This is a genomic window from Asticcacaulis sp. P2_C5 (assembly GCF_056404555.1).
Window position 1 is genome coordinate 270,414 of sequence record NZ_JBFUDU010000006.1, and the last position, 16,131, is coordinate 286,544.

10 protein-coding genes are annotated in these 16,131 nt (G+C 61.7%); 6 read left to right on the forward strand and 4 right to left on the reverse strand.

Translation table 11 applies throughout. From position 1 onward, the window contains the following. Positions 1 to 52 precede the first annotated feature (52 nt). From AC1DXO_RS12900 to AC1DXO_RS12915, 4 genes are all read left to right on the forward strand, one after another. Positions 53 to 910, forward strand: coding sequence for a hypothetical protein (locus tag AC1DXO_RS12900; protein WP_476978560.1), 858 nt, complete (start codon positions 53 to 55; stop codon positions 908 to 910). Positions 911 to 1,137: 227 nt separating this feature from the next. Then, positions 1,138 to 2,808, forward strand: coding sequence for a methyl-accepting chemotaxis protein (locus AC1DXO_RS12905; RefSeq protein ID WP_476978561.1), 1,671 nt, complete (start codon positions 1,138 to 1,140; stop codon positions 2,806 to 2,808). 97 nt (positions 2,809 to 2,905) lie between these two features. Continuing rightward, positions 2,906 to 4,228 carry a Gfo/Idh/MocA family protein gene (locus AC1DXO_RS12910; protein WP_476978562.1) on the forward strand — a complete coding sequence of 441 codons (1,323 nt, stop codon included), beginning with the start codon at positions 2,906 to 2,908 and terminating at the stop codon, positions 4,226 to 4,228. A 212-nt stretch (positions 4,229 to 4,440) separates the two neighbouring features. After that, on the forward strand, positions 4,441 to 4,866 hold the full coding sequence (locus AC1DXO_RS12915) for a YciI family protein (RefSeq protein ID WP_476978563.1): 426 nt from the start codon (positions 4,441 to 4,443) through the stop codon (positions 4,864 to 4,866). 9 nt (positions 4,867 to 4,875) lie between these two features. On the opposite strand, the gene AC1DXO_RS12920 is transcribed toward AC1DXO_RS12915, so the two are convergent. The 3 genes from AC1DXO_RS12920 to AC1DXO_RS12930 form a co-directional block, all read right to left on the reverse strand. Continuing rightward, positions 4,876 to 5,880 carry an aspartyl protease family protein gene (locus AC1DXO_RS12920; protein ID WP_476978564.1) on the reverse strand — a complete coding sequence of 335 codons (1,005 nt, stop codon included), beginning with the start codon at positions 5,878 to 5,880 and terminating at the stop codon, positions 4,876 to 4,878. Between the two features lie 86 nt (positions 5,881 to 5,966). After that, a complete protein-coding gene (locus tag AC1DXO_RS12925; protein ID WP_476978565.1) occupies positions 5,967 to 9,239 on the reverse strand; it encodes a DEAD/DEAH box helicase in 3,273 nt (1,090 codons plus the stop codon). A gap of 75 nt (positions 9,240 to 9,314) precedes the next feature. Beyond that, a complete protein-coding gene (locus AC1DXO_RS12930; protein WP_476978566.1) occupies positions 9,315 to 11,537 on the reverse strand; it encodes an exo-alpha-sialidase in 2,223 nt (740 codons plus the stop codon). Positions 11,538 to 11,777: 240 nt separating this feature from the next. On the opposite strand from AC1DXO_RS12930, the gene AC1DXO_RS12935 reads away from it, so the two are divergent. Both AC1DXO_RS12935 and AC1DXO_RS12940 read left to right on the forward strand, forming a co-directional pair. Further along, positions 11,778 to 14,111: a glycoside hydrolase family 31 protein gene (locus AC1DXO_RS12935; RefSeq protein WP_476978567.1), complete on the forward strand. Its 2,334-nt coding sequence runs from the start codon at positions 11,778 to 11,780 to the stop codon at positions 14,109 to 14,111. A gap of 176 nt (positions 14,112 to 14,287) precedes the next feature. Continuing rightward, positions 14,288 to 15,787 carry a carboxylesterase/lipase family protein gene (locus AC1DXO_RS12940; RefSeq protein WP_476978568.1) on the forward strand — a complete coding sequence of 500 codons (1,500 nt, stop codon included), beginning with the start codon at positions 14,288 to 14,290 and terminating at the stop codon, positions 15,785 to 15,787. A gap of 31 nt (positions 15,788 to 15,818) precedes the next feature. Here the strand turns inward: AC1DXO_RS12940 and AC1DXO_RS12945 are convergent, their stop codons facing one another. Further along, entirely contained in the window at positions 15,819 to 16,130 is a 312-nt protein-coding gene (locus AC1DXO_RS12945) for a hypothetical protein (protein ID WP_476978569.1), read from the reverse strand. Position 16,131: the final 1 nt, after the last annotated feature.

A 16,131-nucleotide genomic window follows, 5' to 3' on the forward strand; every position in this document is an offset into this window, starting at 1 on the left:
GTTGGATACCAATTTTGCATTCGAAGGTTTTCGCGTAATCAAGGCGAAACCGATGTTGATACCCATCTGGGGCACGGTGCTGCTAATCTTTTATGCAGCGCTGTTCTACGTCATGTTTTCGATGATGATGCCAGCCATGACACAAATGACCAGCGCCATGGCGACCGGTAATAGCGCAGACCCAACGGCGATCCTGGCCATGTATCAAAAGATCCTGCCGATGTACGGCATTATCATTCCCGTAGGCCTGTTGTTCGGCGCCATCATGAATTGCGCCGTCTTTCGTGCGGTCCTGCGGCCATCGGAAAGCGGTTTCGGCTACCTGCGCTTCGGAGGAGACGAACTTCGCCAGATCGGCGTCAACCTGCTGCTGTTTCTCATCGTGATCGTCGCTGAAGTCATCGTGGGCATCGTCATTGGCGTCCTCGTCGCCGTCGTGGGCGCGGCCGCACCGAAGGCCCTCGTCTTTGTCGCCATCATCGGCATCCCACTGCTCATCTGCCTGATCTTTTGGGTGGTGGTGCGTATGTCGCTGTATTCGGTCCAGACCTTCGACACGCGCAAGATCAACCTGTTCGGCTCATTTGCGCTGACCAAGGGCAATTTCTGGAGCCTGCTGGGCGGATACATCATCGCTCTCATCATGGCCTTCGTCGTCGAGATCCTGGCCGTCATCGTGTACAGCGTCGTGATGCTAGTTGTTGGCATGACCGCACACATAACCGCCGGCGCGGCCGATCCCGCCAATCCGTTGGGTATGTTCATGAGCAATCCTGTCCTGCTGGTTCCGCTGGCCTTGTTTATCGTGATCGTTACACCGCTGATGTTCGCCATCATGATAGCGCCGGTCGCTGCCGCCTACAGGCAGTTGGCCGGCAAGCCAGGCGGCCTGGACACGGTGTTCGCCTGAATTGTCTGGCACCGCGGCACTCAGGGAATGCGTCCGCCCAGTTCGGCGGGCGCATTTTTTCATGGCCCGGGCGTTGTCCGAGACTGCGCTTCAAGCCTTTTGTAGCAGCCCGAGCGACCTTCACTGCCTCGACATTTCAAACGCAAAAACCTTGTATTAACCACGGCGCGATAAACCATAGCGATACTGTCGCGCCCTGCGCACCCCTTTAAGTAAAGGTGTACCTCATGACCATCAAGTCGCGCATCCTCGCGCTCGTCGCCTGTTTCGCCCTGATGGCTTCGGCGATCACCGGGCTGGGTCTGGTTACCATCAACGACTACAACCGCGTCCTCAAACAGACCGATCAGGCCCATGAAGACGCCTATCGTGGCGAACATCTCAATCGCCTTGTCACCGCCACCGTCATGGAATCACGCGGCGTCTATATGTCGAAGGATGTGGCCGAAGCCGGAAAATATGCCGATGGCGTCGACAAGAACCTGGACGCTATCGCGCAATTGCTGACCGAATGGAAGTCTGAGCTAAAGCCCGGCGCCCTGCCAGAGTTCGACGCCGTGGAAACCCAGGCCAACGAATTCATGACCCTGCGCCGTGAACTGGCGCGGCTGGGCCGTGAGCAAGGGCCCGAGGCTGCCAGCCAATTGGGCAATAACGACGCCAACCGCGCCAATCGCAAGGCCTTCCAGGCCAGTATCGACGCCATGGTCGAACATATCCGCAGCAATCTCGACGCCAATCAAACCGCCATGGCCAGGTACAAGACCCAGCGCGTGTGGCAGTTCCTGCTGATCGCCGCTACCGGCATCCTTGCCCTGGTCGCGGCCTCGCTGTGGACCGCCGTCCGCTCGATCTCGCGTCCATTGCAGCACGTCACCAGCAGCGTCATGCGCATTTCCGACGGCGCTTATGACACCGATATTCCCGCAGCACGCGGCAAGGACGAAGTGTCGTCGCTGTGGCGTTCTATCCGCACGCTGCGCGACCGCGCTGCCGAGGGCGAGACCCTGAAGGCCCAGCAGGCTGAGGAAGAAAAGCGCATCAATGCCAACCTGGCCGAGGAGCGCAACCGGATCGCCGGCGAGTTCGAGCAGCATATGGGCGATCTGGCCCAGCGCTTTGCCCGTTCGTCGCGCACGGTAGCCGATGCGGCCCGCGGATTGACCGGCAATGCCGACGATGCCGCCAACCGCGCCCGCGCCGTCAATGTTGCCGCCATCGAAGCCGCCAACAATGTGCAGAATGTCGCGGCGGCAACCGAAGAATTATCGGCCAGTGTCAGCGAAATCAACCAGCAGGTTGCGCGCACGTCGCAGGTCACCCGCCATGCCGTTACCGAGGCCCAGCGCACGGAGGCGGCCATCGCCACCCTGTCTGCCTCGGCTGGCCAGATCGGCGAGGTCATCAACCTGATCCAGGCGATTGCCGCCCAGACCAACCTGTTGGCGCTGAACGCGACCATCGAGTCGGCGCGGGCCGGTGAAGCCGGCAAGGGCTTCGCGGTGGTGGCGTCGGAGGTCAAGCAACTGGCCCAGCAGACGGCCCGGGCGACCGACGAGATTCGCTCGAAGATCAACGAGATTCAGGCAGCGACAGCGACGACCGTCGGCTCGATCGGAACGATTGTGAAAACCATCGAGCAGATCGGCGAACTGACCTCGGCGATTGCCTATTCCGTCGAACAACAGGGTGCGGCGACAAACGAGATTGCCAGCAATACCAGCCTGGCCGCGACAGGGACGCGTGATGTGACGGGGCATATTTCCGGTGTCGGCGACGCGGCCCAGGCGACAGGCCAGGCCGCCCAGTCATTGCTGGGCCTGTCAAATGAACTGGAACGCCGCTCGGAGGACATGCAGGCGGAGGTGTTCGGCTTCGTGAGCCGGCTGCGGGCGTAGGCAGGGACGCATTCCGCGCTGTTGACATTCTCCGGCAAATCCCCCGTAATCGATTACAATGCGCCGTCACGGCATCGACAACAGTCGGGGAAACATCATGCAGACTCTTCATCGGCGGGCTTTGGTCCGCGGTACCCTGGGCGCGTCCGTCGCCTTGTCGGCAGCTGCCTTCGCCTCACGCGCCCAAACGCCCCCTAGCGACAGGGTCAGGCTTGGCCTGATCGGTTGCAAGGGCATGGGATGGGCCGACATGAAGGCACATCTGGAGGTGCCTGGGGTCGAAATCGCCACCTTGTGCGATATTGACGACAGCGTCCTGGCCGCGCGGGCGACCGAACTGCAGGGCCTGACCGGTAAAGCGCCGAAGATCGAACGCGATTATCGCCGGCTGCTCGACGACAAGGACATCGACGCCGTCATTATCGCGACGCCCGATCACTGGCACTGCCTGATGGCGACCGATGCCTGTTCGGCCGGCAAGGATATCTATGTAGAGAAACCGCTGGGCAATTCGGTCGCCGAATGCCAGGCCATGGTCGCGGCCAAGACCCGCTACAGCCGTATTGTCCAGGTCGGGCAATGGCAGCGCAGCAACAAACATTGGGCCGACGCTATCGCCTATGTCCAGTCGGGTAAGCTGGGCCGGGTGCGTATGGTCAAGGTGTGGGCCTATCTGCCGCGGGCGCCGGTCCTGAAACCTCAGCCCGACGGCCCGGTGCCGCCCGGCGTCAATTACGACATGTGGCTGGGACCGGCGCCGCTGCACGCCTTCAATCCCAACCGTTTCCACTATACGTTCCGCTGGTTCTGGGACTATGCCGGCGGAACCATGACGGACTGGGGTGTTCACCTGATGGACATGGCGCTGTTGGGAATGAAATCGGGCACGCCGAAATCGGTCATGTGCCTGGGCGGCAAATATGCTTATCCGGATTCGGCGGCGGAAACGCCCGACACCCAGACGGCATTATATGATTTCGGCGACTATTCGATCAGTTGGGAACATAGCCTGGCCATCGGCAACGGTCCCTATGGCGGGCGCGAGCACGGCGTCGCCTTTATCGGTGAATTCGGCACGCTGGTCGTCGACCGCGGTCAATGGCTGGTCCAGGCGGAAAAGGCCGGCGAAACAGGCTTCAAGACCGAGGCCGTCGCGGCCATACCGGCATCCGACAATGGATTGTCGCTGCACGCCGCCAACTTTATCGCCTGCATAAAGGACCGCTCGAAGACGCCGAACTGCACGATCGAGGCGGCGGCCAATACGGCCACCGTCTGCCACATGGGCAATATCGCCTATCGCACCGGCGACAAGATCCACTGGAATGCCGCCGCCAACCGCTTCGGCGGCGACAAGGCCGCCAACGCCTTGATCACGCCGAAATATCGCGCGCCGTGGCGGTTGCCGCCGGTAAAATAATCGAAATAATTTCATCGGCCGTGTAGGATTCCGCTCTGGCCGTTCGTCATTCTATAGCGCAATCCGATAAAGTGGCTGCCACTTTTCGGTTAAATTGCGCGACAAAACAGAAAGTTAGAGCGAAATGACGAATCTACCTAAAGTCATTTTGCTCTAACGCAGCCGCCCTGAGGACTTGGTGTCACAACGCGGCCGGATCGCAGGAGAGCACAATGAAAGTCATGGTTATCGTTAAGGGCAATGCTGGCTACGAAGGCGGCGAAATGCCGGACGCCGAACTGCTGACCGCCATGGGCAATTACAATGAGGAACTGGTCAAGGCCGGCATCATGCAGGGCGGCGACGGGCTGAAGCCGACGCGCGACGGCGCCCGGGTGAAGTTTTCGGGCAAGTCGCGCGAGGTGGTCAGCGGGCCATTTGGCGAGACGAAGGAATTGATTGCCGGCTTCTGGCTGTGGGAAGTCAGCAGCCTCGAAGAGGCTATCGCATGGGTCAAACGCTGCCCCAATCCAATGAACGAGGATACCGAAATCGATATCCGTCCTATCTTCGGTCCGGAAGACTTTGCCGAAAGCGACCCGACCGGCGAGATCATGGCGAAGGAACAGGAACTGCGCGACATGATGGCCAATCGCTAGGGCCGTCGCCTAATCGTCTGAAAGAATCGGCACCCAGGGGTCGGAAACACTCTTGAAGGCATTGTTGGCTTTCGCCATCAGGCGCCCGTCCCCCGGGAAGGCCAGTGACACCTGTTTCAGCAGACCGCGGCCGATCACCGCCGTGACGCCCAATCCGCTGAGATGGTCATCCTTTCGCGGATCGCCCAGGGTGACATTGATCTCGTCAAAATGGATACCGCCGATATCGAAATTCTTCATGCGGACCGTACGAATCGTCCCTTTCGTTGAGTCGGTAAGACTCAGCGGCGATTCAACTCCCACCGGAAAACGGTCATACAGATTATGCTCGCGAACAAATCTGGAGGGTAGATAGAGATCGGCCCGACCCGCCGTATCAATCGCACAGTTCAGAAGTTGATCGTCCAGCATCGCGCGAACCGAGACACTGATATCGCTGCTTGACCAGGTGATGCGCGCCGGCAGGGTCATGAAACCATCGAGACCCGTCAGCCCGGCCGGCGACAAGCGTAGTTCGCGGGCTTCGTAGTCGAGAATACAGGGTGCGGCGACGAAGAGCTCCATGCCCATGGTGCCGCGGGGATAGTTGGGATCGTCGCGGTGCTTGTCTGCGTAGACCTGTTCCTTGGCCGTCGATGGCCTGACGGAGAAGACGCGCTGGCCCATGTCGTAGACGCCGCCGATCTTGACGCCTTGAGCTTCCACATCGCGGGCGCGTCCGACCTGGCCCGGCGATATAGTCTGATTGCCGAGAAACAGGTCGCGCAGGCCATGAACCTGCTTAAGACCCAACTGTGCCGCCAGGTCATCATCCATGGTGTTCAGGCTGGCGCCCGTCGAAAAGATGAAAGGAACGGCCTCGCTACCGTTCACGCTGACCGGAATAACCGGAACCCAGTCGCGGTAATAATTGAACGGAATGCGGATGACGTCAGCGGCAAAGGCCGACGCCGGAATTAATGAGGCCAGGCCAGCGCCCAGAATCTGCCGCTTCGTCAAATGCAGTTGTGCCATATGTACCCCCGATATCCCGCCCGAACTATAGCAACCATTTTACGGCTGCACAGGGGCCGAACTGCCTGTATCAGGAATTTTTTGGTTTACGCTTCGAACAGAGCGGCCACATCATCCTCTGTCAGGGCCTTGCCGATGCCGCCATCCTGATCGAACAAGCTGTCGGCTAGAGCCTGTTTGCGTGCCTTCAATTCGGACATCTTTTCTTCGATCGTGCCCGATGTAACCAGGCGATAGACGAAGACCGGCTTGTCCTGGCCGATACGATGGGCGCGGTCGACGGCCTGGGCCTCGACCGCCGGGTTCCACCACGGGTCATAGAGGATGACCGTGTCCGCCGCCGTCAGATTGAGACCGACACCGCCCGCCTTCAGGCTGATCAGAAATATATCGCGCTTTCCCTTCTGGAAGGCCTCGATGGCGGACTTGCGGTCCTTGGTATCGCCGGTCAACAGACTGTAGCTCAGGCCGGCTGTGTCGCAGCGCGCCTGGATCAAGGCCAGCATCGAGGTGAATTGCGAAAAGACGATGATCTTGCGGCCTTCGCTTTGCAGTTCCACGACCATCTCCATCAGCCGTTCCAGCTTGGCTGACGGACGTTGGGTCTTCTCCGTCAGCTTGAGCAGGCGCGGATCGCAACAGACCTGACGCATCTTCAGCAGCGCTTCGAGGACGATGATATGGCTCTTGGCCAGGCCGCGGTCGGCGATCGCCTGGCGCACCTTTTCGGACATGGACAGGCGGATCGAGTCATACAGGTCGCGCTGGCGGTCATCGAGCACGACCGTCTCGACGATTTCGATCTTGGGCGGCAGCTCGTCAACGACTTCGGACTTGGTTCGCCGGAGCAGGAATGGTTTGACGCGCCGCGCCAGGGCCTGGGCGCGGACCTTGTCGCCGAGTTTCTCGATCGGGGTACGCCAGGCGCGAGTAAAGGCCGCCTTCTCGCCGAGAAAGCCAGGATTGACGAAGCTCATCAGCGACCAAAGCTCGCCGAGATGGTTCTCCATCGGCGTGCCGGTCAGGCAGAAACGGTGCTGCGCCTTGACACCCCGCAGCCACTTGGTCGTCGCGGCCGCCGGATTCTTGATGGTCTGGGCTTCGTCGAGCACCGCGACGTGCCAATCCTGCTCCAGCAGGACCTCATGATCACGGGCAATCAGCGGATAGGTGGTCAGTACAACGTCATGGGCGGAGATAGCGGCGAAGTCCTGTTTGCGCGCGCTGCCGTGCAGCAGGAGCACCTTCAGGTCCGGCGCAAAACGGGCGGCCTCCTGGCACCAGTTGGTCATCAGGCTGGTCGGAGCGACGATCAGGCTGGGCAAGATCTGGCGCCCTTCCGCCTTCTCGCGCGCCAGCAGGGCCAGGATCTGCACCGTCTTCCCCAACCCCATATCGTCGGCCAGGATTCCACCCAAGCCGCTGTCGCGCAGCAGATCGAGCCAGGCCAGCCCCTGCGCCTGATAAGGCCGCAGGGTCGCCAGGAAGCCTTCGGGCGGACATAGCGGCGGCAAGCCGTTCGCCTTGAGAAGGCCGGCCAGCCGGCGCAGATTGTCGACGCCCTTGAAGGTGAAGTTCGCGCTTTCGAAGTCGAGGAGCCCGGCCATATCGGCGCGCGACACCTTGATGCCGCTCGCACCGGAAGCCAGGAGCCCATTAAGATTAAGGGCGTGCAGCGCCAGCACGACCGGCAGGAAGCGTTCAGCCGCTACGGCCAGGTGTCGGCCGTCGCCCAGCGCAAGGAAAAAATCGTCGCCCTCCGCCGCCAGGGTTTCGATTTCGCCGGTCTTGAACCCCGGTGACATGACCAGGGCCGCCAGGACCGGCGCCAGGTCGTAGCGCTGCCCGTCGATATCTATGCCGAGATCCAGTTCGAACCAGTCGATTCCGCTGCTCTGAAACTCGGCATCGAACGTTCCGGAAGCCTGGGTAAGGCGATAGGGAAAGGCGGCATCGATATGGATTTCACAACCCTGCGCCTGTAGCTGCGGCAGCTGGCTGTGCAAAAAGGCCAGCCAGTCGTTCACCGTTTCCAGGCTATAGTCCTGGCGGCCGGCGTCCGCGAGATGGTAATGGCTGCGCCGGAGGTCTTCGAAACCCATAATCGTCAATTGCCTGACGAAGGCGCGCTCGCGGCGTTCATCGCGATGAACGACATGGAGCTTGCCGTCGATAAAGACCTCGGTTCGAGCGGCCTTTTCACTGGGCTCTATTGTAGCCAGTCCGTAGCGCCAAGTCAGGCGTGCCACTGCAACGCTCTCAACCCGATTGTAATAAGCATATGGCGCCGATTTCGACATTTCGAGGCGCAGAATGGGCACGGGGACATCGCGGATATCGATGGCCACGGCCGGCCGCCCCGGCAACAGGTCATGATGGGCCTGCGGTAGTCGTGTCGCGAGATTGCGCGTCACCTGATCGACCATGCCGCGCGAAATGGGCGGCGCCGACAGCAGCCGAAAGGCCAGCCGCGGCGAAAGGCCGGTCGCGATATCGCCGACAAGACGAGCGACCGGATCGATATAGACGGGCGCCTCGGCGTTGCACGCGACGGCGCCCTCGACTTCCAGCATGGGCAGCATGCCGCTCTTGTCGCGTTGTGTCCAGGTTATTTGGCCCGGCCGCTCATCGCCCCAGGCCAGCGGCTGGCCGTTGTGGCTCGTCCAGTAGGCGCGTCCGGTCGCCACGATCTCGCGCAACAGCCCGGCCCGTCGTACGATCATTTCGCCGTAGCCGTTGGCGAGGCGGGCCAGTTGTGAAGCAATGGCGACATCGTTGTCGCGATAGTATTTCGGTGCGCTTTCGGGGTTGAAATTGCTAAAATTGCTACGCGTCGTGTTACCGGAAAGACTGCCGTCCTTCAACACACGGACCGACAGGGTCGATACGACCACCTGCGGCATGCGCGGCGTGCGAGTTTCCGGCTGCAGGACATAAAGCAGTCTCTGATTAATCTGCGGCGGATAGTCGTTGCCGCGTTCGACCTCCGACAGCTTTTCGAGCCAGGCCGTAATCTCGTACGGCATGGTGGCGATCGGTGTCGGTGTCCCAGGCTGCGCACCCATCAGGCCATCATCAAGGACCTTCAGCAATGTGGCGGCAACGTGCTTGCAGTTATAGCCTACCGGGCAGGTACAATCGCCCGAAATATCAATCAGACCCGGGGTTCGGGTCAGGACTATCGAGACTGCATACGGACTGTAATCGCTGCCGTGGACCTCGGAGGTGATTTCCGTCCGGTCGTAGCTGAGCCAGAGCTTGCGAACCCGCCGGCCGCTGACATAGTCCCGCCCGCGAGTGAGTGACGCTTTGGGCAGGTTGCGCTCAAGATCGGCAAAACTTAGCGTGTCCGCTGGCATGGGCTGAGCGGCTCCGACGACAGATTCGAAAAGTCCAGCCTAGCCAGCCCTGCCCCGTTACGCAATCGCGACCAGCTATCTGTTTCCGATGATCACGCCGCGGCCGCCAGTCGCGAGATAGATTCGACCGTAGACCCGCGGGTCGCCGGCGATGTCGTTGTACCAGCCATATTGGTGCGCATCGTCATTGATCCGTACCCAGTTGGCGCCGGCATCATCCGAGCGGAACAGGCCCGTCACGCTGCCGACCTTGCCCCAGACGAAGATCGCCCAATAGGTCTGGCCCGGCGCCGGCGCGCCATAGGTAACGCGGTAGGCCTTGTCGATGCCGGCGACCTTGACCGGAGACGCCGTCGGACCATCGATATGGTACAGGCCGGCCTCGGTCGCGATCCACAGGTCCCGGCGTTTGTCGCCAGGTACCGATACCAGATCCGAACCCTGCCACTGCGGCAGGCCGGTCACCGTGATGGCGAAGGTTTTGCCGCCGTCGCTGCTCTCGTACAGGCGGGCATTGGGGTAGTCGTAGACATAGTAGTAGCCGTCGAACGAGGCGTCGGCGACCGGCAGGAAGTACTGATCCGACGGTACGGTGGGCCAGCCCGTCACAGCGGTCCAGGTATCGCCGTTGTTTTCGGAGCGGATCGGCGCCTGACCGCGCGGCACCCACAGCAAGGACGTCCCTTGGGCCGAGATCAAAATATGGCCCGGATCAACGCTGCTCGATGTCAAGGGATTGGTCTTGAACTTCGTCCAGGTGTCGCCGCTGTCCCGCGAGATAAACCCACGATCGTTTTGCCAACTGGAGCGCACGACGATCGACGGGTTGAGACCTGCGGCGGCAATAGAAAGGTCCGTCCCGGTCGGCGCACCGTTATAGTTGCCGACTTCACGCGGCGAAAAATCGCTGTACCGGGCTCCGCCGACGTCTCCCTGAGCTGTAAACAGGTGAATGTCGCCTGAGCGCGGGCTGTCGACATCCAGCACCACGGTCTCCTCCAGGCCGCGGTCGTGGAAGCCCCAGGTCACGGTCGACGAGGTCAGGCTGTTGCTCATCCACAGGCCAAAACCGGTATTGTAGATGGCGTTATTGCTGTTGAACGGGTCGATGTCGACATCGGTGATCCAGTGGCCCAGCCGGTTGTTGATATCGCCGCCCCAGTAGGGCTTGACCCAGTCGAAACCCTGAAGGTCCATGAGGCTGTGGTCCTTTAGCGACGTCCAGGTCGCGCCGCCGTCCATCGAACGATAGATGGTGTCGCCCGGCCACCACAGGTCGATCGTCGACACCACAACCATGCCGGGCGTACTGGCCGCCACCGACACGCCGCTATAGCCGAACCCGCCGGGTGTCTGCGGCGTGATATTGGTCCAGACGCCGGTCGCCGTATTCAGCTTGTAAACCGCGCCGTCACTGATGTTGTTCGGACCCAGGGCGTTGCTGAAGGTGATATAAAGGCTGCCATTGGCGTCGAGCGCCGCCTGGTGCGGCATGAGGGCTACGGGCTGGCCCGGCACCGCCGCCCAAGTGGCGCCGCCATCGGTCGACTTCATCAGGCTGGTCGTCGTGTTGCTGGCGAGGCCGGCATAGAGCACCTGGGTCGCAGTCCCGGCCGAGCCCGAACGCGGGTCGAATACCACGAAATTCACCGCCGACGGCGAAAAGCCCGTCACCTTGGCCCAGGTTACACCGGAATCCGTGCTCTTCCACAAGCCGTCCTGGTTGGTGCCCAGGAGCAGGATCGAGCCCTTGTTCGGATCGACCTGCAGCCGTTCTCCCATACCACGGCCGTCCCAGTTGCCGCCCAGCCGGATCGGCAGCTCGGTCCGTGCCCAGGTCCTGCCCTGGTCGTTCGAGCGGAGGATTGCCGCCGTCCGCCCCCATGACGGCGTATATTGTCCCGCCGCAAGGTACAGTTTGTTGAGGTCATTGGCATCGACCGCCATCGAGACAATGCCGGTTAGTTGCGAATCGTCGCGGCCGAGATCGTCGTTCAGGGCTATCCACGACCAGTTGACCGGGTCCCAGCGATAGACGCCGCCGACATCGGTACGGGCATAAAGCAGATCCTTGACCCTGGGGTGATACAGCATCCCGGAGACATATCCGCCGCCGCCCCACGGCGCGTTCGTCCAGCTATAGGCTCCATTGGCGGATTTTGCGGGCGTTGTTCCTTTCGCGGTCGCCGAATTGAAAGGCGAGAAACCACTGGACGCCGTATCGCCGCCGCATCCTGCAAGCGCAACCGTGGCCGCAAGCATAACCGCGGCCGCAAGCCAGGCCAGAACACGACGCATACCCGTCTCCCTCAACAGTTCCTGGACCGCGTCTTACGGCGATCTTTGATTTGTACGATAATCTGCCGGCTTCCCTATGGCAAGCGCAAGTCAGGCCTGACGGTGAAAAGTCACAAGCCTTTGTTTTTACGGCTAGCCGTTTGTACGATAAATCAACGCCAAGCGTCCAATTGGGCTTGACGGGGGATGCGCCACGGCTTAGCCCATAGATAAAATGATAGCGCTATCAGGGAGACACCGATGCATCGCATGCTCACCGCCCTCACCGGCTTTGTATCCACACTGGCTTTGGCGGCAGCAGCGCACAGTGCGCCCATCACGACTCTGGACCGCAACGGCGCGTGGGTCAGTGTCGAGGCCTACGGCCCTAATGTCGTGCATGTCACCATCGCCGCCGACAAGACCGAAGCGCTAAAACCGGGCGGCTACGGCATTCTCAGCGGCAATGCCGACAACAGCGCCTTCAAACAGATCGCTGACAAGGACGGTGATACGTTTGCGTCATCAGCCCTGACCCTGCATGTCAATGCCGCGCCACCGCCGCATGTCCCGTCGATGGGCGAGAAATATTTCGCCCCGTCCCTGGCGCCTGTGGGCCTGCAGGTCAAGAATGCGCGCGGCGAGACCGTGCTGACCATGGGCGGCTGGGAGATGGCGCCTCACGAGGTGTCGGGCGAGCAGACCTATCAGGTCGGCGCTACGTTCAGCGCGCCTGCCGACGAGCATTATTACGGCATGGGGCAGAACCAGGAAGGCATTCTGGATCTGCGCGGCCGGGTGATCGACTGCAAGCACTGGTACGATGCGCCCGCCGGCGAAACGGTGTGCGTGCCGTTCATGGTGTCGTCGAAGGGCTACGGCATCGTTTGGGACAATCCGTCGGACACGCGCTTTGTTGCTGCCGTCAACGGCCGCACGGCCTTCCAGTCGAAGGTCGGCGAACGCGTCAGCTTCTTCGTCATCACCGGCGATACGCCCGAGGAAATCTATGCCGCCTATGCGCGGGTGACCGGCAAGACGCCAATCCCGCCCAAGGCGGCTTTCGGCCTGATCCAGTCCAAGGCACGCTACGACAGCCAGGCCGAGGTGCTGCGCGTGGCCAATACCTACCGCCAGAAGCAGTATCCGCTGGATGTCATGGTGGTCGACTGGTTCTACTGGACACGGATGGGCCAGATGGACATCGATCCGGCGCAGTTCCCCGATCCGGACGCCATGAACAAGCAACTGCATGACATGGGCATGCAGTCGATCATCTCGATCTGGCCGCGTTTCGAAACCGCCGGGCGTTACTTCAACGAACTGGACGCCAAGGGCTATTTCCTGAAGGACAAGGACGGCAAGACGGTTGACGGCCTGCCCTTCCGCTCGGATCGCACCGGCGCGCTGATCGACGAAACCAATCCCGAAGCGCGCAAGTGGTTCTGGGAACATGCCCGCGACAACATCCTGTCGCATGGCTTCGACTATCCGTGGCTGGACGAGACCGAGCCGGACCTGGTGCCGGATGGCCACTTCTACAGCATCGGCTCGGGCGACCGCTACCATAACCTCTATCCTCTGGTTCACGTCGAGGGCGTCGCCCAGGGCATGCGCGAATGGAAGCCCAACAAGCGCGTGCTGATCCTGTCGCGTGCCGCCTATCTGGGGTCGCAGCGTACGGGCGCCCTGTTCTGGTCGTCGGACATCAATCCGTCGTGGGAAGCGTTGACGCGGCAGGTCCCGACCGGGCTGAACATGACGGCTTCGGGCATCGCCTACTGGGGCAATGATATCGGCGGCTGGCAGTGGCTGCCGCAACAGACCTCGGCAACCAAAACACCGCTGCTCGATCCCGCCGGCGCCGAGGCCACAGTCGGCCAGAACCATGACTATCCCGAGTTGTTCACCCGCTGGTTCCAGTACGGCACCTTCCTGCCGACCCTGCGTATCCACGGTGACCGCAAGCACACCGAAATCTGGGAGTTCGGCGCCGCCGCCGAGCCGATCCTGGCCAAATACGACCGCCTGCGCTATGCGCTGATCCCCTATATCTACAGCCAGGCCAAGGCGACTTTCGACACCGGCGCGCCGTTTATGCGGCCGCTTTGGATGGCGTTCCCGAATGACCCGAATGTCGCCAATCTCGGCACGCAATATATGTTCGGCCCGGCCTTCCTGGTGGCGCCGGTCACCGAGCAGGCGCAAGTTGAAAAGTCGGTCTATCTGCCGGCCGGCAGCGACTGGTATAACTACTGGACCAACCAAAAGCTGAGCGGCGGCCAGTGGGTCAAGGTGGCCGCGCCGATCGACCAGATCCCGGTCTTCGTCAAGGCTGGCTCGATCGTGCCGCTGGGCTCGGATATCCAGTCGACCGCCACCAAGCAGTCGATCGCCACCATCAAGGTCTATCCAGGCCGTGATGCAGACTTCGCCCTCTACGACGACGACGGCGTTTCCTACGACTACGAAAAGGGCAAGGGTACGGTAACCGCCACCCTGCACTGGAACGACGCCACGGGCCAGCTTACAGCCACGGGTGACAAGACCCTGGCCAAGTCCGCGCCATCGCTTGTCCAGATTGTCGGCCGTTAATTCGGAAAGTACAACGAGGACACAGGATGATAGCGGCCTTCAATCTTCGCGGACGCGCGGATTATCCCCTTCTACCCTCGGGAGGGGAGAAGGTGGCCGAAGGCCGGATGAGGGGCTGCGGAGTCGCTCTCGTGGATGCTTGGAGAACTTGGTTTAAGACCTCGCTTGGACTGACGATGGGTGCCACACTGTTGATGGTCCCCATCGTCAGCCACGCCCAATCAACGCCGCCTGTGCAGACCGAAGCCGGAGCCGTCTCCGGCACCGTTAAAGACGGTGTCGCCACATGGTTCGGGGTGCCTTACGCCGCTCCGCCCGTCGGCGAGCTGCGCTGGCGCGCCCCGCAACCGGAGAAACCATGGACGGGCGTGCGCCAGACCACCGCTTTCTCGCCCGTTTGCCGCCAAACCGTGCCGTGGATATCCGAACCACAGAGCGAGGATTGCCTCTATCTCAATATATGGGCGCCCAGGGATGCCAAAAACCTTCCGGTTATGGTCTGGATCCATGGCGGCGGCTATTTCGGCGGCTCCGGCTCCCAAGGTGGCTATGACGGCGCGCAACTGACGCGTCAGGGCGTTATCGTCGTCACACTGAACTATCGTCTCGGCGTGTTCGGCTTCTTCGCCCATCCCGAACTGACAAGGGAATCGCCTGACCACGCTTCGGGCAACCAGGGCTTTCGCGACCAGATCGCCGCCCTTGCCTGGGTCAAGCACAATATCGCGGCCTTCGGCGGCGATCCCGATCGTGTCACCATCTTCGGCGAGTCGGCCGGTTCGATCTCGGTCGTCGCCCTGACCGCCTCGCCCGCCGCCAAGGGGCTGTTCCAGCGCGCCATCGCCGAGAGCGGCAATGTGAACGTCCCCCTCGATTCCACGGAAATGCCCAGGGCCGACCGAGCCGCCGCCGAAACGAAGGCGCTGAGGCAATTCCCGGGAAGCCTGGCGCAACTGCGCGCCACGGATGCCGACACCCTCATCCACAAGCCGTGGACTCCCGAACCGATCATCGACGGCTACGTCCTGCGCGAAGACCTGACAACGACCTACCGCCATCACCGCCAGAACGACGTGCCGATCCTGGTTGGCTGGAACGCCGACGAAGGCAAGGACCTGGCACCTGAAATCCTGGCAACCCCAGCCGCCGACTTCACGGCTGCCCGCTACGCGGCCCTGGTTACGCAACTGCTCGGCCATGCGCCGTCCGCGGACCTGTTGACCGCCTATCCCGGCCGTACGGACGACGAGGCGCGCGCCTCGATCAACCGGCTGACCAGCGACTACTGGGGCTGGCGGATGCGGGCATGGGCGGCCTTGCAATCCCAGGCCCACGCCAGCCAATCCTACATCTATTACTTCGTTCATTCACCGGCCGAACCGGTCGAGCCGTGCGGCTATGGCTGCCAGGCCGGACATGGTGCCGAAATCCGCTATATCTTTGATCAACTGGCGCAGGATTCGCGACCGTGGAATGCCGAGGACAGGATGATGGCCGCGCGGGCGTCGGGCTACTGGACAAACTTCGCCAAGACCGGCGATCCGAATGGCGAAGGCCTTCCCGCCTGGCCGGCCTTCGATGGCTCGGACTCTTCGATCCTGCCGCTCGGCAGCGCCGATGAGGTCGATGCGCGCGGCAAGGCGCCGGATTTTACACTGTTCGAGTCCCGGCCTTGACGATCGCCCGGCGATTGGCTTCGGGTCGGGTTTATGCTAGCCTTCCGTCATGATAAATTTGACGGCGCAACAACAGGCTTGGCTCGACGCCCATATCGCCAGCGGCGAATTCTCGTCTGCCGAAGATGCCATCGCGCACCTGATTGATATGCGCATTGCCGAAGAGACCGACGATCTGTCCTGGGCTAAGCCGCTTGTCGACGAAGCCTTGGCGGCTGTAGAGCGCGGCGAGGTTATGACGCTGGAAGAACATCGCGCGCGCAAAGCCGCGCGCCTGGCGGCACTCTGACCTGATGGCCATTGTCGTCGTTTCGTCATGGGCGGACGACGATTCGGCCGACATT

Coding starts and splice junctions, on each gene's coding strand:
- AC1DXO_RS12900 (WP_476978560.1), top strand. CDS start 53: ATGTTGATACCCATCTGGGGCACGGTGCTGCTAATCTTTTATGCAGCG.
- AC1DXO_RS12905 (WP_476978561.1), top strand. CDS start 1,138: ATGACCATCAAGTCGCGCATCCTCGCGCTCGTCGCCTGTTTCGCCCTG.
- AC1DXO_RS12910 (WP_476978562.1), top strand. CDS start 2,906: ATGCAGACTCTTCATCGGCGGGCTTTGGTCCGCGGTACCCTGGGCGCG.
- AC1DXO_RS12915 (WP_476978563.1), top strand. CDS start 4,441: ATGAAAGTCATGGTTATCGTTAAGGGCAATGCTGGCTACGAAGGCGGC.
- AC1DXO_RS12920 (WP_476978564.1), bottom strand. CDS start 5,880: ATGGCACAACTGCATTTGACGAAGCGGCAGATTCTGGGCGCTGGCCTG.
- AC1DXO_RS12925 (WP_476978565.1), bottom strand. CDS start 9,239: ATGCCAGCGGACACGCTAAGTTTTGCCGATCTTGAGCGCAACCTGCCC.
- AC1DXO_RS12930 (WP_476978566.1), bottom strand. CDS start 11,537: ATGCGTCGTGTTCTGGCCTGGCTTGCGGCCGCGGTTATGCTTGCGGCC.
- AC1DXO_RS12935 (WP_476978567.1), top strand. CDS start 11,778: ATGCATCGCATGCTCACCGCCCTCACCGGCTTTGTATCCACACTGGCT.
- AC1DXO_RS12940 (WP_476978568.1), top strand. CDS start 14,288: ATGGGTGCCACACTGTTGATGGTCCCCATCGTCAGCCACGCCCAATCA.
- AC1DXO_RS12945 (WP_476978569.1), bottom strand. CDS start 16,130: ATGTCGGCCGAATCGTCGTCCGCCCATGACGAAACGACGACAATGGCC.